Annotated in this window: 20 protein-coding genes; 9 read left to right on the top strand and 11 right to left on the bottom strand. The window is 37.3% G+C overall.

Annotated elements, in window-relative coordinates; genetic code table 11:
* Positions 1-183 precede the first annotated feature (183 nt).
* Entirely contained in the window at positions 184-1164 is a 981-nt protein-coding gene (locus EKM66_RS06455) for a CAP domain-containing protein (protein ID WP_164505069.1), read from the top strand.
* A gap of 247 nt (positions 1165-1411) precedes the next feature.
* On the opposite strand, the gene EKM66_RS06450 is transcribed toward EKM66_RS06455, so the two are convergent.
* Both EKM66_RS06450 and EKM66_RS06445 read right to left on the bottom strand, forming a co-directional pair.
* Positions 1412-2407, bottom strand: coding sequence for a LacI family DNA-binding transcriptional regulator (locus EKM66_RS06450; RefSeq protein ID WP_125762787.1), 996 nt, complete (start codon positions 2405-2407; stop codon positions 1412-1414).
* A gap of 904 nt (positions 2408-3311) precedes the next feature.
* A complete protein-coding gene (locus EKM66_RS06445; RefSeq protein ID WP_125762785.1) occupies positions 3312-3911 on the bottom strand; it encodes a TetR/AcrR family transcriptional regulator in 600 nt (199 codons plus the stop codon).
* A gap of 127 nt (positions 3912-4038) precedes the next feature.
* Between EKM66_RS06445 and EKM66_RS06440 the strand changes: the two genes are divergently transcribed.
* Positions 4039-5460 carry an MDR family MFS transporter gene (locus EKM66_RS06440; protein WP_125762783.1) on the top strand — a complete coding sequence of 474 codons (1422 nt, stop codon included), beginning with the start codon at positions 4039-4041 and terminating at the stop codon, positions 5458-5460.
* Positions 5461-5580: 120 nt separating this feature from the next.
* Here the strand turns inward: EKM66_RS06440 and EKM66_RS06435 are convergent, their stop codons facing one another.
* Both EKM66_RS06435 and EKM66_RS06430 read right to left on the bottom strand, forming a co-directional pair.
* Positions 5581-6291 carry a demethylmenaquinone methyltransferase gene (locus EKM66_RS06435; protein WP_125762781.1) on the bottom strand — a complete coding sequence of 237 codons (711 nt, stop codon included), beginning with the start codon at positions 6289-6291 and terminating at the stop codon, positions 5581-5583.
* 22 nt (positions 6292-6313) lie between these two features.
* A complete protein-coding gene (locus EKM66_RS06430) occupies positions 6314-6922 on the bottom strand; it encodes a histidine phosphatase family protein (protein WP_125762780.1) in 609 nt (202 codons plus the stop codon).
* Positions 6923-7214: 292 nt separating this feature from the next.
* On the opposite strand from EKM66_RS06430, the gene EKM66_RS06425 reads away from it, so the two are divergent.
* Both EKM66_RS06425 and EKM66_RS12540 read left to right on the top strand, forming a co-directional pair.
* Positions 7215-8513, top strand: a complete 1299-nt coding sequence (locus EKM66_RS06425) for a solute carrier family 23 protein (RefSeq protein ID WP_125762779.1) — start codon at positions 7215-7217, stop codon at positions 8511-8513.
* Between the two features lie 262 nt (positions 8514-8775).
* Positions 8776-8925, top strand: coding sequence for a hypothetical protein (locus EKM66_RS12540; protein WP_164505068.1), 150 nt, complete (start codon positions 8776-8778; stop codon positions 8923-8925).
* Here the strand turns inward: EKM66_RS12540 and EKM66_RS06420 are convergent.
* Positions 8922-10811, bottom strand: a complete 1890-nt coding sequence (locus tag EKM66_RS06420; RefSeq protein ID WP_125762777.1) for a fructose-1,6-bisphosphatase — start codon at positions 10809-10811, stop codon at positions 8922-8924. The genes EKM66_RS12540 and EKM66_RS06420 overlap by 4 nt on opposite strands.
* Positions 10812-10950: 139 nt before the next feature.
* Here EKM66_RS06420 and EKM66_RS06415 point away from each other — a divergent pair, with 139 nt between their 5' ends.
* Positions 10951-11835, top strand: coding sequence for an aldo/keto reductase (locus EKM66_RS06415; protein ID WP_125762775.1), 885 nt, complete (start codon positions 10951-10953; stop codon positions 11833-11835).
* Positions 11836-11916: 81 nt separating this feature from the next.
* Here the strand turns inward: EKM66_RS06415 and EKM66_RS06410 are convergent, their stop codons facing one another.
* The 5 genes from EKM66_RS06410 to EKM66_RS06390 all read right to left on the bottom strand — a co-directional run bounded on the left by EKM66_RS06410 (position 11917) and on the right by EKM66_RS06390 (position 17431).
* On the bottom strand, positions 11917-12684 hold the full coding sequence (locus tag EKM66_RS06410; protein WP_125762773.1) for an FAD:protein FMN transferase: 768 nt from the start codon (positions 12682-12684) through the stop codon (positions 11917-11919).
* 186 nt (positions 12685-12870) lie between these two features.
* Positions 12871-13671 (bottom strand): FAD:protein FMN transferase, encoded by an 801-nt coding sequence (locus EKM66_RS06405; protein ID WP_125762771.1) that lies wholly within the window; start codon positions 13669-13671, stop codon positions 12871-12873.
* A 232-nt stretch (positions 13672-13903) separates the two neighbouring features.
* Positions 13904-14908, bottom strand: a complete 1005-nt coding sequence (locus EKM66_RS06400; protein ID WP_125762769.1) for a D-2-hydroxyacid dehydrogenase — start codon at positions 14906-14908, stop codon at positions 13904-13906.
* Between the two features lie 24 nt (positions 14909-14932).
* The gene (locus EKM66_RS06395) at positions 14933-15856 is read right to left on the bottom strand and encodes a DMT family transporter (RefSeq protein ID WP_125762767.1); all 924 of its coding nucleotides are present in this window, start codon (positions 15854-15856) and stop codon (positions 14933-14935) included.
* A 138-nt stretch (positions 15857-15994) separates the two neighbouring features.
* Positions 15995-17431, bottom strand: coding sequence for a C69 family dipeptidase (locus tag EKM66_RS06390; RefSeq protein WP_125762765.1), 1437 nt, complete (start codon positions 17429-17431; stop codon positions 15995-15997).
* A gap of 217 nt (positions 17432-17648) precedes the next feature.
* Here EKM66_RS06390 and EKM66_RS06385 point away from each other — a divergent pair, with 217 nt between their 5' ends.
* The 3 genes from EKM66_RS06385 (at position 17649) to EKM66_RS06375 (ending at position 19922) form a co-directional block, all read left to right on the top strand.
* Positions 17649-18938: a nucleobase:cation symporter-2 family protein gene (locus tag EKM66_RS06385; protein WP_125762763.1), complete on the top strand. Its 1290-nt coding sequence runs from the start codon at positions 17649-17651 to the stop codon at positions 18936-18938.
* A gap of 185 nt (positions 18939-19123) precedes the next feature.
* Positions 19124-19627 (top strand): hypothetical protein, encoded by a 504-nt coding sequence (locus tag EKM66_RS06380; protein ID WP_164505067.1) that lies wholly within the window; start codon positions 19124-19126, stop codon positions 19625-19627.
* Positions 19628-19631: 4 nt separating this feature from the next.
* Entirely contained in the window at positions 19632-19922 is a 291-nt protein-coding gene (locus EKM66_RS06375) for a hypothetical protein (protein ID WP_125762759.1), read from the top strand.
* A 32-nt stretch (positions 19923-19954) separates the two neighbouring features.
* Here EKM66_RS06375 and EKM66_RS06370 read toward each other — a convergent pair whose 3' ends face one another.
* Positions 19955-20284 carry a hypothetical protein gene (locus EKM66_RS06370; RefSeq protein ID WP_125762757.1) on the bottom strand — a complete coding sequence of 110 codons (330 nt, stop codon included), beginning with the start codon at positions 20282-20284 and terminating at the stop codon, positions 19955-19957.
* A gap of 164 nt (positions 20285-20448) precedes the next feature.
* Between EKM66_RS06370 and EKM66_RS06365 the strand changes: the two genes are divergently transcribed.
* Positions 20449-21471, top strand: coding sequence for a D-2-hydroxyacid dehydrogenase (locus EKM66_RS06365; protein WP_125762755.1), 1023 nt, complete (start codon positions 20449-20451; stop codon positions 21469-21471).
* Positions 21472-21520: the final 49 nt, after the last annotated feature.

The following is a 21520-nucleotide window of genomic DNA, read 5'->3' as shown; positions in this document are numbered from 1 at the left end:
CCATAATCCCTTTTCTCATCCCCCCTATAACAATATTTAATCCCCTATACAAAAAATACACCTTCCCCGGGTGTATTTTTTTTGTCAATTTTTCAACCACTTTATGCCCTTTTGCCAATGATTTTAGAGCAAAAAAGGACTATATTAGACGTATAAATAATTTTATATTTAAGGGGAATGAATATGAATTTGATCAAGAAGTCATTGCTGACTAGTTTGGCAGCAACAGCATTATTATCAGCGGGGTTAATGGCAAATACTACGACTGCGGACGCAGCCGCAAAGCATATTGTTAGAACTAATCACGTGACCTATCTCTATACTAAGAAAGGTGCATCAGTTAAGAATCGTGCCCTTTCAGCTCATAGTGATTGGTTAGTAGGAAAGGTTATTTCAATTAATGGTCAAACATACGACCAAGTTGCTACTAACGAATACGTAATTGAAAGTGAAGTTACCGATGTTTCAAATCAAGCACCAGTTCAAAAGTCTAGTGGTGTAGTCTTCGACGGTAACGCCGCACTTTACAATGACCAAACTGGAAAGATGGATGGTAACTCATTACCAGACGGTACTTTCTGGACTGTAACTAGAGCCGTTATTAACAAGAATAATGTCGTATTCTACAAAGTTTCAGCTCACGAATGGGCAGCTAGTCAACATCTATATGTTAAAAATCTAAATTCAGAAGTAGAATACTCACCTGACTTTGGATTAAATGCTAGTGATCCTAACGCCAAGAACAGTGCTAGTGTTACTGCTATGCAAAGCGCAATCTATGCAACTATCAACTCAGAACGTGCTAAGAATGGTGTTGGTGCATTGAAGACTGACAGCTCAATCAATAATATTGCCATGACACGTGCCAAAGAATTAGCACAACAATTCGACCACATGCGTCCAAATGGTGAATACTTCGATTCAGCCTTCGCAGAAGCAAACTATCCAACCAATGGTGTCGGTGAAAATATCGGTGCCTTCTACAAAGCAAGTAAGTTCAAGACTGGTCAAGCAGCATCAGACGCTCTACTAAAGATGTTCCTTGAAGAACCTGGTCAAATGCACTACTACAACATGATTAGATCAGATTACACATCAGTTGGTGTCGGTGTTTACATCGATCAAATGGGACAACTTTGGATTGCCCAAGACTTCGCAATGTAATTGTATTTAAATACGAATAAATAGATTTAAACCAAAAATACCACAGGGAAAATGTTAATATTTTTCCTGTGGTATTTTAATTTGATTAAGAACAAAAAAACAGACCTACGAAAACGTAAGTCTGTTGTATGGTGAGGTGCAGCGATCTTCCAAACGTTTGCACGCCGACCGCGTACCCTCACCTCGGCTTGGCACCACTATTAGTATTGCATTATTTATAGTAGTAAGCCAATCTAATATTAATCTATTAATTCAAGATACGGTCAATTTCATCCTGATTCTGATCAGAATCATCCCGTAATTTACCCCGACGCATGAAACGAGATGGGATAGGTTTCTTAATTATTTCATCTTTAAATAATAACTCAAATGCTTCCTCACCCATTTCTGTTAACCGATGATCAATACTGGAAAAACCCATCAAGAAGCTGATTGGCAAATTCTCTTGTCCAGTAACTAACACATCACTACGGTTCATTTCTTTTAATTGTCTTTTAGCTCCAGCCGCAATTTCGTCTCCATTGCAAAAGGCGACTTGCAAGTCTGGTTCATAATTCAGGAATTGAGCAACCGCAGTTATTCCATCAAACATAGTCTTTGATTCTCGAAACAATAACTCATCACGAATATCTTCACCAAATACTTCTCTGTACGCCTCAGTCGTCAGTTTCGCACTCTGACTAGTATTTTCACTACGACTAATAGTCATACCTATCTTGGTATATCCTTGATCTTTCAAAGTCTGCAATGCGTTCACAAATGAAGCCCTTCTATCGGTAAAAGCTGACGATAATGGATAATCAAATGTATCCTCACAACAAGTTATCGGACCATATTTCTTATACTCAACTAATTTATCAAATGGAATGGCACGAGACGTAAAAATCAATCCATCAAATGCGTGATGCTTCAACATATCCAGAAATTTGATTTCTTCTTCTGGGCTATAATTTGATTGTAAAAATGTTGCTTGATAATTGTTTGCGAAGGCGGCACTAATAATGGCATCCGCTAATTTTTGAAAGTATGGGTGATTAACATAAGGCAAGACCACGCCAACTCGATACGTTTTGCCTAGACTCAACGCTCTGGCCAAATCATTCCGATGGTAATTCAGAGTCTTCATAGCTTGCCTAACTTCAGCAGCCGTTTTTCCCGCAACATAACCTCGCTGGTTAATTACTCTAGAAACTGTCGAAATAGAATGTCCTGATAATTTCGCCACATCACGAATGTTTGCCATATTTTATCCCCCTTGTGCTTCTATCCTAATAATAACGTATGGAACCAGTTCCACAACAAATATATGTTTTTTAAAATACTGCTCAATTAATGGCATTTTTTATTCGGCAAACTATGATTGTTAGCACGCTACATTTGCTTTTAGAAATTTTTATAGGCATTTATGACAAAATTCATAAATCTTCACAATTTCTTCACATTTTAAATACAAAGGGTTCACACTTCGGCGGTATTCTATTACTTGTAGATGAGAGACATAAGCCTCTCACCTCATCCCCCCTATAACATATATTTAATCCCCTAAAAACATTAAAAGACATCCCTCCCCAGGATGTTTTTTTTATTTTGTCTAATTTAAAATTTTCTGTGGGATTCCGCCTCCGATTGAAAATAACGTGTCAGCTGTGGGATCGTCTTCAGCCAAAGAGCGGTCTGAAGACCTCGATTTTGAACTTTGCACAAACCGCAAATTTCAAAAGTCGTCCTATGCTGTAAGGACGGATAAACCACCGTCCAACAGCACTTTCACAGCTGACACGTTATTTTCAATCTCCGGCTAGTTTGTATGTTTTTACTTTTTTAAAAAAACTAGACTTCAAAGTTTATAAAATCAAACTTAATAATGATACAGGATAAAACATAAGAATCTAAACCACATTAGCAGGAGGTTACGAAATATTTTATCAGCCGTGAAAGTTACGTTGAACGGTGATTTACCGTTCTTACGTAACAGGACGAATTTGGAGATTTGCGAAGCAAAGCTTCAAATCGAGGCTTCAGACCAAGGCTGGAGCCAATCCCCACGGCAGATAAAATACTTCGTAATCGGATGCGGCAAAGGAACAAAAGTAATAAAAACAGCTGTTGTTAGTAGGCGAACTATCAAGTTCAACCTACTACAACAGCTATTTTTTTGCCGTAAATACCGGTATTAATATTTCATCAATTATTTGTGCGATAACTTGTTTAGTTACGACCGCTTGACCAACAACCTCGTTAATAAACAGCACTCCTGGCAACTGTAATACCCGTGGTGAAAGTTTTGATGTATCCACTTCTCCACGCTTTTCTGCCTGCTCAAGAATCTGTTCAATCGCACTTTGCAACATATTATCAGAATTTGGAGCCGCAAATAATTTCTCAATTGGAATCGACTTCAATCTATCCGTTACTAATCCTCGGAACTTCTCTGCACCGAACATATCAAATATCTTAATTAACTGATTAAAAAAGGTCACTAAGTCCCCACGCAATGATCCGGTGTCAGGAATGGTTGCATCTAGTTTTGGTCCAAATTTGATAATGGCACTGGCAGCCAGACTAGACTTTTCTGGCCAACGACGATATAAAACCGGTTTAGCTGCATTAGCTCTTTTGGCGACTTCGGCCATGGTAAATTCTTGATATCCTACTTCCTTCAGTAAATCCCATGCAGCAGACAAAACGGCATCCTCCAAATCAGCTCCACGGCGGCGTGTTTGATGTTTTTCCTCAGATTTAGACAAATTTATTCACTCCATTTCTTGCAATTTAAGATACTACGGTGTACTATTCTGTTCAACAAGATAAATAAGATACCAAAGTTTCTTATATGTAATTATTTATCTTCGTAAAATATTCGAGGTGTTGAAAATGGAATCACAAAATATTAAAGAAACCTCTACCGAACACTCATCAGTAGTCAAAGTAGCAATTCTACTTGTCATCGGTGCAATTGCTCCAATGCTTGATACAACTATGACTAACGTCGCTATCAATACTATCATGAAAGATTTAAATAGTTCGGTGAACATGGTTCAATGGGTAACTACAAGTTATATTCTAGCACTTGGCATCGTCGTTCCTATAGCTGGTTGGATGGTCGATCACTTTAGTGGCAAAAAAATATATTTAACTTCATTACTAGTATTTCTCATCGGATCAATTATTTCCGGCGTTTCAACTGACATCAATATGTTAATAATCGGTCGTATTATACAAGGTGCTGGTGCCGGTATCATCATTTCGATGGTGACAACTCTAGTTGTTCGTGCTACTGGACCAGAAGGACTGGGAAGTATCATGGCTATCGTTAGCTTACCTGTAGTCTTAGCACCAGTTCTTGGCCCTACATTTGGTGGTTTCATTATCAAATCACTCAACTGGCACTGGATATTCTACGTCAACATCCCTATTGCTCTAGCATCACTGATTTTACTATATTTCATGATGCCACAGTTTAAACCAATCGTTGCTAAAAAACCGTTCGATTGGATCAGTCTTCTCTTTCTTGGTGGTGCTTTTACCAGTCTAATCCTTGGTATCACCAAATTAAGCTCTGGTGGCAAATTTACTAATACCAATGTTTTTGTCCCCATTCTAATCGGATTCGGATTGCTGATAAGTTATGCGATTTATGCTTTGATATTCCCCAAACGTGCTCTTGTGAGTCTCAAGCTATTCAAGTTTCCTAGCTTTACCGCCTCAAGTATTCTTTTATTGTTATCCGGATTAACTGTCAACGGAGCAATGTTCATCCTGCCACTATATCTTCAAAATATTCGTGGATTAAGTGTTGTGATGTCTGGAATTTATTTAATTGCTCAGGGGTTAGGACTATTAATTGCCCGTAGCCAAATTGGTAGATTAACTGACCGTATCGGTGCACGTTGGGTCGTTCTAGTTGCCATTGTTATTGCAGTCATTGGAACTCTGCCATTCGCTTATTTCAATGCCAAAACAGCAACTTGGATAATTCTTGCAACACTATTTATTCGTGGTATCGCTCAAGGTGGAATGACTATTCCAATCATGTCTGATGCGTACTCAGGTGTGCCATCTGAACTAGTTTCTGAAGCAACAACCGCTTCTCGTATGTTACAAAATATCGGTGGAGCTTTCGGTACCGCATTACTTGCAACCTGGATTCAAACACAATTAAATGGTGAACTTATGACACCCGCTCATCTGAATTCAGCCTATCAAGGTGCCTTCGTAGTTACTGTCATCGTTACAGTGCTCGCCGTTATTCCAGCTTGGTTCTTGAGCCACCATATGACTAAAGAAAATATTTAAACTTGCGGCGTAAACGCGTGACAAAACATAGCTTTTCCGCTTAAACCAAATAAGGACTGTAATCCAAGATCGGATTACAGTCCTTATTTATCTTAATGCTCGAAAGCTGAACATGTTTTTTCACGCTCTTTTTGTACCCAAATGAATTGCAGCGGACTTCAACATCAAATCCTGAACTCTAACATTCTCAAAACCAGCCTTGTAATACATCTCAACTAGTTGTGGAATACTGACGAATTTATTCACTGAATCATCTAAATACTGATATTCATTTTTCTTTGAAACGAAAACCTTACCCATCATGGGCATTATCTTATTAAAATAAAGTTGCCAACCTATGCGGATCACTGGAGTCTCGACCTTGAACGCTTCCAGACAGACAAGCTGTCCACCTGGTTTCAAAACTCGATAAATCTCTTGTAATACCTTATTGGCATCGGGTACATTCCGTAATCCAAATCCGATAGTTACAACATCAAAGCTATCGTCGAGAAAAGTCAGATTCATTGCATCTCCAGCTAATAACTCGACGTTCTCTAGTTCAGACTGTCCAACCTTAGCTTGCCCTATCTTCAACATTTCTTGACTGAAGTCCATTCCAGAAACTCTGGCTAGTGGGAATTGACTACCAAGCATGATCGTCCAATCCGCTGTGCCGCAGCAAAGATCCAAAATACGCTTGGGACGATTAGTGATCATTGAAGTTGCTTTGGCGCGCCACTTTCTGTGGGTACCCAAGCTCATGATCGTATTCATCTTGTCATAGTCATTCGCAATCGTATTAAAAGTCTTTCTGACATCATTTTCTGGAACCTTATTAGTTAATGTCAAAATTCCACCTCAATCTATATGTTTAGTTGATATGATTCATTCTTCCATAATACAACATATACCTTTGGCCTGAAGCTGAAATTCTATATTTTGATACTCCAGCATTGTCTGGTTGGATAATATTAGAAATATTTTGAGCTCCAGTTACGACTTTCATAAAGGCACGACTAACAAAACCGTGGCAAACGACCAGAATCTTCTCGTCACCCTTCTTAGTCATATCAGTCATGAAGTCATCAACACGTTTGTAGACGTGATCGTATTCTTCACCATCTTTGGCATACTTTGTGTATCCTGCCATTAAATAATGGTTCTCATCGAATACATCGGGATGTTGTGCGATCATCTCTTCTTCAGTCTTACCATCCCAGCTACCGTAATCGGCTTCTAGTAATCTGTCATCGAATTTGATTTCGTGAACATTTTGATTCAAAATCTCAGCTGTTTGTTTAGCTCTCAATAGTGAACTTGAGTAAACTTCATCAAACATATTAATATCAATATTCTTCTCGAGTTCCTCAACTTGAGCGACACCTTTCTCGTTCAAAGGCTTGTTGGTAGACATACCATTAATACGGTTCTCGTAGTTAGTATCTGTCTCACCATGTCTTACAATGTACAATTCAACCATAAAAAAATTCTCTCCTCTGTTAGCGCTTTACATTCATATTCTAAGTATTTCATTGTTGTCTTATCTTTTCAACTCTCTTGTTGACTTATCTTTTAAATTCTACTATGATTAAGAAAATCAAATAGTCCTTTAACATTGGTCCCGTGAGGCTAAAAAGGTACACGTACAAGTCTTTTATTTCGCATACACGGGATAGAGGACTATTTTTTTTGCAGAGAGTGGAGAAAGTTGGCTTTCGAAAACGAGTTGCGACAAGCAAACCTCTGTGCTTATCCTCACTCTCTAATACAAAATGGGGGAAAACAAATTGGATACAAACGACAAGACTTACAGAAATCCTGACGCGGTTATTGATCTATACGAAAGACCACCGCTAAGTAGCTGGTGGTTACTATCATTACAGCATTTATTCTCAATGTTTGGAGCTACAGTCCTAGTACCATTACTAATTGGATTGGATCCTGGTATTGCACTGTTCAGTTCCGGTATTGGTACTATTCTTCATATTTTGATCACCAAAGGTAGAATTCCTGCCTACATGAGTTCAAGTTTTTCTTTCATCGTTCCAAGTATTGCCCTAATGAAAACAGCTGGATATGCCGGTGTCGCTCAAGGTACTATCGCAGTTGGTTTGGTATATCTAGTAGTTGCACTACTGATTGCCTTCATCGGTTCTGACTGGATCGATAAAGCTCTACCACCTATCGTTGTTGGACCTATTATCATCGTTATTGGATTGTCTGTCGCAAGTAATGCTGCCGACAACGCTATGATGAACAATGGCCACTACGACTTGAAATACTTCATTATTTCAATGATCACATTATTCTTAACTGTCTTATTCAATATGTACTTCAAGGGATTCTGGAGCAACATTGCCATCTTGCTTGGTATCGTTTGTGGATACGGAATCTCTGTTGCCTTTGGTATTGTTGACTTCACACAAGTTGCCAACACACCTTGGTTCAAGTTACCTAACTTCGAATTTCCATTCATTAGCTACACGCCTAAGAAAATCTATTGGGATGCCATCTTGAGTTTTGCCCCGATAGCCTTCGTTACAATGGCTGAACATCTAGGCCACATCATGGTTCTTGATGAATTAACACACAGAAACTTCTTCAAGAATCCCGGACTACACAGAACACTTGCCGGTGATGGTACAGCCTCAATCTTTGCCGGATTGATCGGTGGTCCTCCTATTACATCATACGGTGAAAACATTGGTGTTATGGCCGTTAATAAGATCTTCTCAGTTTACGTTATTGTTGGTGCCGCCGTCTTCGCCGCCTTGTTCGGATTCGTTGGTAAATTAAGTGCCCTAATTCAAACAATCCCCGGACCAGTTATCGGTGGTATCAGTTTCGTGCTATTCGGTGTTATCGCATCAAGCGGTTTAAAACTACTAGTCGATAACAAAGTCGATTTCAATAAGAAACACAATTTGATGATTGCTTCAGTTATTCTAGTTATCGGTATTGGAAATGCCTACTTAAAGATAGGAACATTCCAATTTACAGGTATCGGTGTTGCTACAATTGTCGGTATCGTATTGAACCTTATTTTGCCTAAGAAAGCATTATCAGAATAGAGAGTGGAGAAAGGCGGGAGATTCCGAGCATTGCCTAGATTAGTGAAGGTATCACGCAGTGATGCATTTACTAATCGTAGCAAACGCAGGAAGCTGACTTTCGCAACTCGTTTAGAGAGTGGAAGAAATCCGGGAAATGTTGAGCATGACCTAGATAAATGATTGATGTGCTTTATGCATCCATTATTTATCGTAGTCAAGCGGAGACATTTGGTTTCTGCAACTCGTTTAGAGAGTGGAGAAAGGCGGGAGATTCTGAGCATTGCCTAGATTAGTGAAGGTATCACGCAGTGATGCATTTACTGATCGTAGCAAGCACAGGAAGCTGACTTTCGCAACTCGTTTAGAGAGTGGAAGAAACCTGGGAAATGTTGAACATGACTCGGCTTCTGTATCTCATTTACAAACCTAATTCAATCTAGCAGATAGCTCAGCTATCTGCTTTTTTATTTGTCTACCAATATCAGTGTCACCCACCGTTTGACGTTTAACAGACTGTTCAATAACACGCTTAGTCGAAACAACGTCGGTCATATCTTTGATTGCCTTTTGACGAGTAGTAAATGGTTCATGGGTTACTAGTTGTAATCCGTAAGAATTATAGAGCAACGTGTAGCCCCCAATACCAGTAGTCTTGTGATACGGTTTAGACATCCCACCATCAATAACGAATATCTTGCCATTAGCCATAATAGGTGAATGCCCCAGTTTAACTGGTGTATGACCATTAATAATGTGGCCGGTTTTAACGTCCAATCCAAACTCCTGCAATAACTTGTCCGCAAACCATTCTTCTTTTCGCAACGAATAATAGGGATTTTTCTTCTCATGTTGTAATGACTTATCATTAATAAAATAGCGCTCAAAGGTCGTCATATCACCCTTACCAAATAATGGCGAGAGTTTGCCAGTCCAAAGATACCAGAGAATGTCTGAATTATAACAATCTTTAGTTTGAGGATTACTAAACGCTGCTCTCAAAACTTTATCGAAGAAGTCAAATAGTGACTTGCCAGAATACTTTTTACCAGCAAGCTTCAGACTTAACATCTCACCCTGACTATCGACTGGAACACAGCCATGAAGCAATAAGTTACCGTTATAACGAAGGTACATTGACCCATTATCGACCATGTATTTCATATGCTTACATAATTTCTTAGAATTAATGAATTGTTCAATTAAATCATCGATGATTATTGATTCTTCCTTAGTTAATTTATAAGGATCATTTGAATCTACGAGTTGGAAACATCCGTCAACGATATCGTATTTTTTGCCGCCAATATTGATATGTTTTTTACTGTTGGTAAGTTTGCCTAACATCATCCGAGAGCTCATTAAAAAATCCGGGTTACGCTTAATTGCCTGACCCTCTAATTTGAACTGCATAATGGCGATTGCCTGTTGGACACAATTATTGCGTTGTTCTATCTCAGGTGTTATCTGCGTTCCAGTGTCTGACTTGGGACAAAATGACTTCAGTGGTTGATAGTTCTTCAATGCAAATTTCTCTAGTTTATCAAAGTTGATTCCATACGATTCACTAAGAATATCCAAGTTATCATAGCGTGCACTGATCCTGACAAGATTGGCCATGCAGAGCTTTGATCCTGAGACACTGCCGATCCAAAGGATATCATGATTGCCCCACTGAAAATCAAGACTGCCACAATTATTCATCAAGTGATCAATTATCAAGTCAGGATGTGGTCCACGATCATAGACATCCCCAATGATGTGTAGATGATCTACGACCAGCTTTTGAATTGTATGGCAAGTTGAAATAATAAATGAGTCTGCCATTTTAAGTCGAATGATGCTGTCCATGATTTCCGAATAATATAGATGCTTAGTCCCATCACTAGGATCAGCATACAAAAGCTCTTCTGTTATATAAACAAACTCACTATCCATAGCCTTTCTGACTTTTGAACGTGTATATTTGTTGGCAGTATACTGCAACATCTCAATCAAATTGTTGAAAGTCGTCATATACCACTGATTCAAATCATCATTACTTTCAAATTTGTTCTTAGTTTGGCGCAATATTTCTGACGGATAGTAAATTAGAAAAGCCAATTTTTTCTGGCTCTCATCAGTCAAACGACCAGTGAATAATTCACTGACCTTTTGCTTAGTATTTCCTGAACCATTTCGTAATATATGAGCAAATTCATCATATTCGCCATGAATATCGCTGACAAATGTCTCGGTTCCTTTGGGCAAATTCAAGATAGCGGAAAGATTAATAATTTCTGATTTAATTTCATTATCACTTGTGAATGTATTTTTCATAAATTTAACTATACCTTTCGTATATGAACTGGTTATTATAACTGTTACATATAAACAATCCGAACTATACCAAATAGACAGACGATTTACAAGAATCACAAAATGCTTTGCGTTAAAATGTTTATATGGAGGTATTAATATGACTTTAAATTTGGAATCCACAGTTACATTGAACAATGGTGTTCAAATGCCACAAGTAGGATTAGGTGTTTGGAAAGTGAATAATGCCGGTGCATCTCAATCCGTCCAATGGGCGATCAAGCATGGCTACAAGGCTATCGACACAGCCAAACAATACGGCAACGAAGCTGGTGTTGGTGAAGGACTCAAGAAGGCCCTCGCCGACAATAATATGAAACGTGAAGATATCTTCTTAACAACTAAGATCTTCAATGGTGATCAAGGTTACGACTCAACTCTAGAACAATTTGAAGGACAACTGAAACGTCTTCAAACTAGTTATGTTGACTTACTTTTGATTCACTGGCCAGTTGATGGCACATATCTTGAAACATGGCGTGCACTAGAAAAGATTTATCACGATGGCAAAGCTCGTGCAATTGGTATTTCTAACTTCAATATTGCCAAAATGAAGGACATTCTCTTGAACGCATCAGTTAAACCTGCTGTGAACCAAATGGAATTCCATCCACTCTGCCAAGAAGCTGACATCAAAGACTTCTGTGACAAGCACAACATCCATCTAGAAGCTTGGTCACCACTTGGCGGTGGAGCCGTTCTTAGTGATACACGCTTGAAAGCTATCGCTGACAAGTATAACAAGTCAGTAGCCCAAGTTATTTTACGTTGGGATCTACAACGTGGAATCATCACTATTCCTAAGTCAGTCCACGAAGCACGTATTATTCAAAATGCTGATATTTATGACTTTGAATTAAGTGACGCCGATGTTGCCGAAATCAATGGATTCGATATTGACAAACGTAGCCTTTGGTACGGAGACTTCTTATGGCATGGTAATCCAGATGGTTATGATGATTCAGTCGAGGTTTGGGACGACTAGATTCGTTCTCGCCTACGTCTGAAAACAAAAAATACTGTAAGCAGTGTAAAAACATACACCCGCCTACAATATTTTTTTCGATTATTTAACTCTAACTTTTTCTGCATGATTGTTACGATTCAAAATTCCTTCTGCAAAGATAATTGATTCTTCATTATCGATCAACATACCACTAAGGTACGAATTTTCAATCAAATGAGTGAACTTGTGGGTTCCTGCGGCCAATCCGATATTCGCCAAAATATTAGTATCCACAAGATTATCCCCAACAATTGAGATTTCTTGAATAGCATCTAACTTATCCTTTTCAAGGTATTTGGCACGACTGTTACATCTGGCCGTTGAAATCGCACCATATCTCAAATTGTAAGTTTTAAGTGATGTCCCAAGTTTCCATTCAAAATCGGTCGATGGCCTGACCGCAAACTTGGTATCACCACCACCCTTTAATGAAATACCAACAATATCATCATATTCAAAGAGTGGAACTAGAAACTTGTCGAATGATTGTTCAATCGTCCAACTCTTAACCAGTCTGGTCGGATCGCCATTAAAATACACATCAAATGAACCATTAGCGAGTTCTCCAACAATAACAGTTTTTGAATAAACTGATTCAAAGACTTCTGAGTTCAACAGTGGTGCTCTATCCCCACGTTGGAATCTCGAAACTAGGGAATCTTCACGAAATGGTGAAAACTTCAAATCCATTTGTTCTAAGAATCGGTTCATTTCTTCATAAGTATCAATCATAATATTTTCAGCTTCATCATTACTTTGCTTGAGTGCAAGGCGAATGGTAAATGGGATATTCATGCTATTAATTGTTTTGTTCATAAATTCGGTCATAGGCAACTACTCCTTTATTTTGAGTTGTTTATAAGTTTTAATTTTAAGTTTTAGTGGTGAAGTGTACTTCAGCTTCACAACTTTATTGTAAAAGGATTTTATGAACAAAATATGATGGAACTTCGAAAATTAATAAACATTTGTATTACTGAACTATTACTAGCTATAGTTTAACTACGTTCATTTCTATTTTAGAAATATTTTTTTGTTACTAAACGATCCATCTCGGAAATTAATTACACCTAATTTTCCATCAACTAGCATCCCAGTCAAACAATCGGAATTAATTAATTCTGGAAACTTTTCGGTTCCTGCCGAAATACCGGCATTAGCCCACACAACGGAATCAGTCATATCATCACTTAGTATCGTGACTTGTTCCATTCGACCAACTTGACTACGTGGTACTCGTTCAAAATTCAAATTATTCACGGTTGATACCGAGCAATTTTGAATATAGTAAGTGGTCAATATTTTATTTTTATCATCCGGATTTGCAATATTCACACTCCATCGATGATCAGATCCACGTCGAGTAGCCACTTTTACATCATCTCTGCTTCTTAAAGAGACACCTTCAATGTCCAATCGATTCAATAGTGGTTTCAAATAAGCATCAAAAGCTTCTTCCATCGCCCAACCTTTAACTAATCCAGTTGGATCATACTTGCCATTAAAATATGCACTGAAATAGTGATGCGTCATTTGTTCTGCGCCTATTGTTTTGTCATATACCAGCTGAAAAATTTCTGACTTTATCAAAGGTCCTTGGTCGCCATTTTGAAATTTTGAAACTAGTAAATCCTTCTTTTCAATTGAAAAATCGTCATCGATTTGATGCAGATTTATTTCTATATGACGCTTGGCATCATCTAAGCTTTGTTGGATAGAATCATCCGGCTCAGTTGTAGCAATCACAATATTAAACGTTGTATTCATTTGTTTAATAGCCGATGTTAGAAAGTAATATTTAATTTCATCATCCATATTTATTATTCTCCTTAAAGAGTATTTATATCCGATTCGATATATTGTTTTCTTATGATGAGAAGAATTATAAAGTCTGAATGTGAACAATTTGTGATGTGAATTTGTCTATAATACGAAAAATTTGAGACAAAAAATAGGGACCGTAATCCAAAGTCGGATTACAGTCCCTATTAGTTTAATTCTCGAAAGTTGAACATACTTTGTTCCACTCTCTGAAGATATTTATTATTTATTTTGTAGTATCAACAATATTCTTAGGTGTTTCACCATCGATCAAGGCTTTGTTTGAATCAAAAGCAACAGTAATCATATTGTGAACCGCTGTTTCTGTATAGAAAGCATTGTGTGGTGTGATGATAACATTAATACGTTCTGCCAAGTTCTTGATCTTAGGATTTGGAAGATTATCAATACTGCCCCACTTCTTACCGAAGACAGAGTTTTCATTATCCAAAACATCTAAGCCGGCAGCACCAATCTTGCCATCATCCAAACCAGCAATCAAGGCATCTGTATCGATCAATTCACCACGAGCACAGTTGACGATGAAGACGCCATCTTTCATTTGTGCAATGGCATCTTTGTTGATCATGTACTTATTACTATCAAATAATGGCACGTGCAATGTGATGATATCTGATTGTTTGTACAACTCTTCTAGACTATCAACATATAATCCCTGCTTTTCAATGTCATCGTTGTGATAAACATCATACGCAACGACTTTTGCACCGAATCCTTGCAAGATTTGAATAACTACACGTCCAATATGACCGGTACCGATAACACCAACAGTTTGTTCACGGAACTCTCTACCAATAGTAGGTGCCCATGTGAAGTCGCCATTGTCGAATTTAGCATCGACTTCTGGAACACGACGTAGCAATCTTCCTATCAATAGAACTGTATGTTCAGCAATAGCATTTGGTGAATATACTGGGACATTAGTTAATTTCATACCAAAATCATTTAAATCTTTGAAGTCAAAATTATCGAATCCCACGTTACGAATAGAAATAGATTTGATTCCGTAATCTTTCAATTGTTCCAAAGCAGCACGTTCATATGGAGTTGTTTGTAATGTAACAACACCGTTTGAACCTTCAGCTAATTTGGCGGTATCTGGTGTTAATGTATCGCCAGTATAACCAACCTCAATCTCAGGATTTGCGGCTTCCCACTTCTTCAATGATGACAATTCATCGTCACGAATTCCGTAAGCAAAAATTTTCATAATTTGTCATTCTCCTTTGTTATTTTAGTCTCCGTTAGTATCATATCTGTTTAAGATATAGATAGCAAAGACAACGATAACTGCACCGATAATCTCGGGAATATTGACACTATACGATAAGAAAATCACGCTCAGCACAAGGGTTGTAAACGGTTGTACAGCGTCCGTGATACTGATGGTTGCAGCAGTTGTATATTTGGTACTGAATACCATCATTAAAAAGGCAAGAACGTTACTCAAAAGAATAACCGTTATAACGCCAATTAATGACTTAGTTGATAAATGTGGTGGATTCACCCAAACCGGTGTAAAGAAGTTTGAGAAGACACCAGCAATCAGCATTCCCCAACCGGTAACCAATAATCCATTGTGCTTAGCAATCAATCTTTGGGGAATAACAACATATAAAGCAGCTGTTATACCACTTCCAATACCCCAAAGAACTGATTCAAACGGAATAGATAAGTGGGAAATATCCCCACGTGTGATCAACAACACAACTCCGATCAACGCTAATGCAAATGAAATAACATCAATTCTTAGAACTTTTTTATGTGTGAAGACGATGGCACCAACCATAATAAATAGTGGTGATAAATATTGTAGAATTGTGGCAGTTGATGAATTACCTGTTTGAATCGCATAAAAGAATGTATACATATTTGCGAATAAACCAAAGATCGAGAAGGCAACAAGTATCAAAGTATCCTTCCACGATTTAAAAATTGAAAAGAATTCTTTCTTAGGTAGTACAAATAAGGCAATCACTAAAAGGATGACACCAGCAACTAGAGTTCTAGTGCCGACAAACCACATTGCGGGAATATTTGCATCCTTTGCAACGATTTGCTGAACAGCACCTGAAACACCCCAAGTAACTGACGCAAGGAAGGCCAAAAGAAAACCTTTGTGCAAAGTCTTCTTGGTCATTTTCTTACTTTCTTCCATTAATTTTTCCTCCTGAAAATGTAAAAAGCATTAATAGAGATATTATACAGGTTAGTTATTGAAAATGCTTATTAAATACATTATAAAAATTTTCAGAAAAAAGACCTGTGATGAAATTTCATCACAGGTCGATTAATTTTATAGGTTCTTATCCATATCAAATGTAAGTTTTGATAGTGTAATTCCCTTTGTATAAAGTTGTCCAAATAATTTGTGTGTCTTATCTGACATTTCTTTAACAACTTTTTGGTTTCTGTCAGTCAAGAATTCTACAAGCTCATCACCGGAATAATTCTTAGCTAACTTATCAGTTTCAGCAACACTCATACGCAAGTCTTGGCGAACTTCTGTTAGGAAGTCGATGTCAGCTTGAATGAATTCTGAGTAATGTGATTCAACAAGAACTGACAATGCGTTATACATCCAGTAAGCATCTTTGAAATTGAATTCTAGAGATGCATCTTTGTAACTTGCATCTGTGTCATTCATATTTGTGTAGAACGGAATGTATGGTGTGTATGTTGGGAATCCGATACATAACCACATAATAGCGGCGAATTCATCAGGAACATCATTTCTGATTTGGAGAACGTGTGAATTTTGTGTTCTGTTCAAACCAATTGGACGGTAACGATACTTGTCATCATCTGAAGCATCTGTACTGAATGGATCGTAAGGTGTTTCGTTGTAATGTGAACCAAGTACATATTCAATATCATCAACAGAAATCTTGTGTTCTGTCTTCATGATAAATGGCAACTCACCATCTTCTGGATCTTGTTCGATTTCTGGATTGAAGAACTTTTGACCGAACCATACACGTGGTGTGTTGTAGTGGCGATCCTTCATATTATCTGTACCGAAGATATGTCTGAAGTTGAATCCATGTTTGTCTGTATTCAAGTGGTTTGCTTCAACAAATTCTTGGATACCCTCTGACCACATGAATTGTGATGGATCATCGAAGTCAACTTGTTGAATTGAAACACGGTTAGCACAAACTGCATAACTATCATCAGGGATTCTTTGAGCAACCCAGTGATGACCAGTAACAATTTCCATATACCAAACATCGTCTTTATCACTGAACAATACTGAATTACCAGCAGGTGAACCATACTTAGCAATCAAATCACCAGTACGTTTAACAGCAGCTTTTGCTGAATCAACATAAGGTAATACCATACGAACGATGACATCTTCGTCCATACCATCTTTTACTAGTGGATCAAATGCAAGTGCACGTTCGTTACCATATGTACTTTCAGTGGCTGACATAGCAACGTTAGCACCATTAATACCACTTTCGTCATAGTAACCGAACTTCTTGTAGTCTACGTTAGGAACAGCAGGCCATTTGTAGCCATTTTCTGGAACTTCAGCCTCGAAGCCGTTAAGCCATGACTTAACTTTGCGTCCCTTTTCACCCTTAACAGCTGGGTTTAATACAAAACTATGTGGTGCGACTGCAAAAAATGTATCGTCATTTCTGGCAATCATAGTTGAACCGTCCATGCTGGCATTCTTACCAACTAGGATAGTTGTACAAGCATCATCCAAATGATTTTTATTCATTATTGTGAAATCCTCCTAATTAATACTAGTTTATATTTTATCATAATTGAAAACGGTTATCATTCAAGTCTCTCTTCCATTTAATTCCGAATTAGTGATATACTTTTTAAAGTAAAGTTGTAAAATAAATAGCAAATAGCGAACTTTAAATAACTAATAACAAATTAAGTTCGTAAATGATAAACTATTTTTATTAATATATCGGGGAAGGTACAAAATGGACTTAAAAATGCACGATTCTGAAGATTCATTCTTCAAGAATCTACTACTAGGGTTTCAACATTTGCTGGCCATGTATTCCGGGGATATTTTAATTCCTATCTTACTTGGTGCAGCCTTGAACTTCACTGCCACACAAATGACTTACTTAATTTCAGTCGACATCTTCATGTGTGGTGTCGCAACATTGTTGCAAATCAAGCGTACACCATTGACTGGTATTGGATTACCAGTTGTGCTTGGTTCCGCTGTCGAATATGTAACGCCGTTACAAAATATCGGACAGCACTTTGGGATTGGATATATGTACGGTGGAATTATTGCTGCCGGTATTTTCATCCTATTAATATCGAAAGTATTCTCAAAACTCAAAAGGTTCTTCCCACCAATAGTCACTGGTTCATTGATCACATTGATTGGATTCACATTGATTCCTGTTGCCTTCCAGAATATTGGTGGTGGTAATGCTGCCGCAAAGAATTTCGGTGATCCAACTGACTTATTGTTAGGATTTGGTACAGCACTTCTTATTATAGTAATCAATATTTGGGGACGCGGATTTATCAAACAGATCTCGATCCTAATTGGTATCGTTGCCGGTACTATTGCGGCCATTGCCATGGGAACGATGGGATTTGCTAGTGTCCACAATGCTCACTGGTTCCAATTACCACAACCATTCTACTTTTCAACTCCTAAGTTTGAATGGTCATCTATCGTTATCATGTTATTAGCATCATTGACATGTATGATTGAATCAACCGGTGTTTATTACGCCTTGTCAGAAATAACTCATCGTGAACTAGATGAAAAGGACTTGCAACACGGATATGCATCTGAGGGTATCGCCGCTATCTTAGGTGGTATTTTCAACACATTCCCATATTCAACTTTCTCTCAAAATGTTGCCATTGTTGAATTGTCAGGAATCAAAAAGAACAAACCCGTTTACTTCTCAGCCTTTCTACTAATCCTGTTAGGATTAATACCCAAGGTCGGTGCTATCGCTACATTGATTCCAACATCCGTACTTGGAGGCGCTATGCTGATAATGTTTGGTACAGTTGGTGCTGAAGGAATCAAGATGCTTACAAAAGTTGATATGAGTGGCGATAACTTATTAATCATGGCTGTTTCGATTGGTCTTGGATTAGGTGTTACCGTTCAACCTACCCTATTACATTTCTTACCTTCAACGTTACAAACAATCTTGAATAACGGATTAGTTGTTGGTAGTTTCACTGCAATTATTATGAATATCGTTTTGAATCCACGTAGTAAAAATTAAAACAAAAATAACATCCTAGTCAGATGACTAAGATGTTATTTTTTTACCCTTGTTATTTAAATATCACTAATTTGAATAACTAATTAATTGTACTTTGGTAATTATATTGTTTACACATTTTAGTAACGTTATACTTTTATAACACTATGGGAAAGAATGAATCTAAGATTCAGGTTGAGATACTTATGATTAAAAAATTTTTCTATCTAAAAAAGTTACCATCGAATGATTATAACCATTACTTATACATAAGCAATTCAACTAAAATACAAAGTGATCATTTATATAACGATATACTTTCTCGTGCTCTTAAAGAAATTTATTTTATGAATATAGATAAAAATCAGGAAATTGTTGAATTATCACAGAAAGGCTATCTACAAGTGTTTGTCAAAGATAGACTTGGTCAAAATCACTCATTCAAAATACTCAAAAAACTTAGAAAATTTACCCATCATTACGAAATACGGATAGATGACAATTTTAATCACATCCGAGTGACCTTTTTCACCATGAAGTTACAATATTTTGTTAATATGGATAAGGGTATCTGTCTAGCAATTTACCTCAATAAATCAGCATACAAAGGCAATTCTGAATCCTTTTTAAATACATTGATTCAAGAATCTGATATAGTAAGGCAGAATCTAAGTCGAAAGAATATTTCAAATTGGATAAAAGGAGAATAAACTTATGGATTTAAAAGGTATTTTAAAAAGCTCAATTGCAAAGAATGATAAGTACTTACAAAATAAGATGAATTCTCCACAATTTGATTTATCTATGAAAATTATTGAATTAGAAAACAATACTCCATTTGATCAAGAAAACATTGCCAAAAAGCTAGATATTCCCTTTGATTACTTACTTGATTTAGAAGCTGGCAATACTGATATATCTATAAACGATTACAACATAATTATTGAAAAGTTAAAACTCCTAATTACAGAAAATAACGATATTAAAGAGTTAAAACAAAAATAACATCCTAGTCAAACGACTAAGATGTTATTTTTTTACCCTTTTTTGAATACATACTTCATTATCAATGCCCACACAGCTGGAATTATATACAGAGGACTAACGAATCCTGCTAGAAGTAATACAACTGCCCAAGCACCATTACCATCATTTAAGTTATGAATCGAGAATCCAATGATTGCCTGAATCAACATATATCCTACAAACAGAACTAGGCCAATAATTCCCCATATAAGCGTTCGTGGTAAGAAATACACTAATGAATAGTTATTAAAAGTTCGTATAACGTATAAAATAACGGCACTATTGACGACAATCATTATCTGCCATGCCAACAATTGCGGTAAGGTACTTTTATTTTCCATCACATCCACCTCAAGTTCAATTACAGAATATCATACATATCATTTGACTATTTGTATTGAAATTTACCCTTTTATTTTTAAAAATTTGCGTTACACTTATTAACACAGTTTATTAGAGAATAATTAATTTTCTAATCTGATTCAAAGAAAGAGGGACTATTGTTATGAAAATTTACGTATTTGGCGTTCGTGGAGATGAAGAAGCACCACTGAAAAAATGGGCTTCAGAGAATCCAGACGTAGACATAGATTATACAACTGACATCCTTACTCCTGAAACTGCAGATAATGCTAAGGGCTTCGACGGTGTATGTACCGTTCAGCGCACACCATACGCTCGTGAAGCTCTAAAGAAACTGCATGATTTCGGTATTAGTAAGTTATCAGTTAGAAATGTTGGTACAGATGGCTTTGATTATAAGGACCTCAATGATTTTGGCTTTACGCTGACTAATGTTCCTGTCTATTCACCTAACGCTATCGCTGAACACGCATCTTTTCTAGTTGGACGTTTGCTCCGTCGTGTACCAGAATTCGACAAAAAGTTTGAGCATGGAAACTTCCAATGGGCACCCACTATCGGTACTGAGATCAGTGGCAAAGCCGTTGGTGTTATTGGAACTGGACACATTGGTAGCGTCTTTGCCCGTATTATGCAATTTGGATATGGTGCCAAAGTCATTGCTTATGATATTGATCCCAACCCTGCCCTAGAAAATCTTGGTATTTATGTTGATTCATTAGACGAGTTACTCGAACAATCTGACATTATTTCATTGCATACTCCACTTGAACCACAGGACTACCATATGATTGACGCTGATGCTATCAGTAAAATGAAGCAAGGTTCATACATCATCAATTGCGCCCGTGGTGGTCTAGTTGACACTGATGCTTTAATTGACGGACTAGACTCTGGCAAAATTGCTTGTGCCGGACTAGATGTTCTTGATCATGAAAATGGTATTTTCCAAAAGGACTTCGGCAGTATTGATGCAGTACCTAACGAAAAATTCAAGAATCTAGCTAAACGTGACAATGTTATCATCACACCACACACAGCCTTCTATACTAAAAAGGCTGTTCACAATATGATTTATGAAGCCATGGATACACAAGTTGCACTGTTGAGTGGCAAATTAACTAAGAATATCGTGCACACAAAAAAAGTTGCCGAAACTGTTTGACAAAGTTTTGGACTAGGTGTAATTTATTCACCAATTAATAATTAAAACT

Origin of the sequence: Companilactobacillus hulinensis, assembly GCF_003946555.1 — a bacterium.
Classification (GTDB): domain Bacteria; phylum Bacillota; class Bacilli; order Lactobacillales; family Lactobacillaceae; genus Companilactobacillus; species Companilactobacillus hulinensis.
This window is presented reverse-complemented; position numbering and strand designations above follow the sequence as displayed.

Excerpts from the sequence above, each read along its gene's own strand:
- EKM66_RS06455 (WP_164505069.1), top strand. The coding sequence starts at position 184 with ATGAATTTGATCAAGAAGTCATTGCTGACTAGTTTGGCAGCAACAGCA.
- EKM66_RS06450 (WP_125762787.1), bottom strand. The coding sequence starts at position 2,407 with ATGGCAAACATTCGTGATGTGGCGAAATTATCAGGACATTCTATTTCG.
- EKM66_RS06440 (WP_125762783.1), top strand. The coding sequence starts at position 4,039 with ATGGAATCACAAAATATTAAAGAAACCTCTACCGAACACTCATCAGTA.
- EKM66_RS06430 (WP_125762780.1), bottom strand. The coding sequence starts at position 6,922 with ATGGTTGAATTGTACATTGTAAGACATGGTGAGACAGATACTAACTAC.
- EKM66_RS06425 (WP_125762779.1), top strand. The coding sequence starts at position 7,215 with ATGGGGGAAAACAAATTGGATACAAACGACAAGACTTACAGAAATCCT.
- EKM66_RS06420 (WP_125762777.1), bottom strand. The coding sequence starts at position 10,811 with ATGAAAAATACATTCACAAGTGATAATGAAATTAAATCAGAAATTATT.
- EKM66_RS06415 (WP_125762775.1), top strand. The coding sequence starts at position 10,951 with ATGACTTTAAATTTGGAATCCACAGTTACATTGAACAATGGTGTTCAA.
- EKM66_RS06410 (WP_125762773.1), bottom strand. The coding sequence starts at position 12,684 with ATGACCGAATTTATGAACAAAACAATTAATAGCATGAATATCCCATTT.
- EKM66_RS06405 (WP_125762771.1), bottom strand. The coding sequence starts at position 13,671 with ATGGATGATGAAATTAAATATTACTTTCTAACATCGGCTATTAAACAA.
- EKM66_RS06400 (WP_125762769.1), bottom strand. The coding sequence starts at position 14,908 with ATGAAAATTTTTGCTTACGGAATTCGTGACGATGAATTGTCATCATTG.
- EKM66_RS06395 (WP_125762767.1), bottom strand. The coding sequence starts at position 15,856 with ATGGAAGAAAGTAAGAAAATGACCAAGAAGACTTTGCACAAAGGTTTT.
- EKM66_RS06390 (WP_125762765.1), bottom strand. The coding sequence starts at position 17,431 with ATGAATAAAAATCATTTGGATGATGCTTGTACAACTATCCTAGTTGGT.
- EKM66_RS06385 (WP_125762763.1), top strand. The coding sequence starts at position 17,649 with ATGGACTTAAAAATGCACGATTCTGAAGATTCATTCTTCAAGAATCTA.
- EKM66_RS06380 (WP_164505067.1), top strand. The coding sequence starts at position 19,124 with ATGATTAAAAAATTTTTCTATCTAAAAAAGTTACCATCGAATGATTAT.
- EKM66_RS06375 (WP_125762759.1), top strand. The coding sequence starts at position 19,632 with ATGGATTTAAAAGGTATTTTAAAAAGCTCAATTGCAAAGAATGATAAG.
- EKM66_RS06370 (WP_125762757.1), bottom strand. The coding sequence starts at position 20,284 with ATGGAAAATAAAAGTACCTTACCGCAATTGTTGGCATGGCAGATAATG.
- EKM66_RS06365 (WP_125762755.1), top strand. The coding sequence starts at position 20,449 with ATGAAAATTTACGTATTTGGCGTTCGTGGAGATGAAGAAGCACCACTG.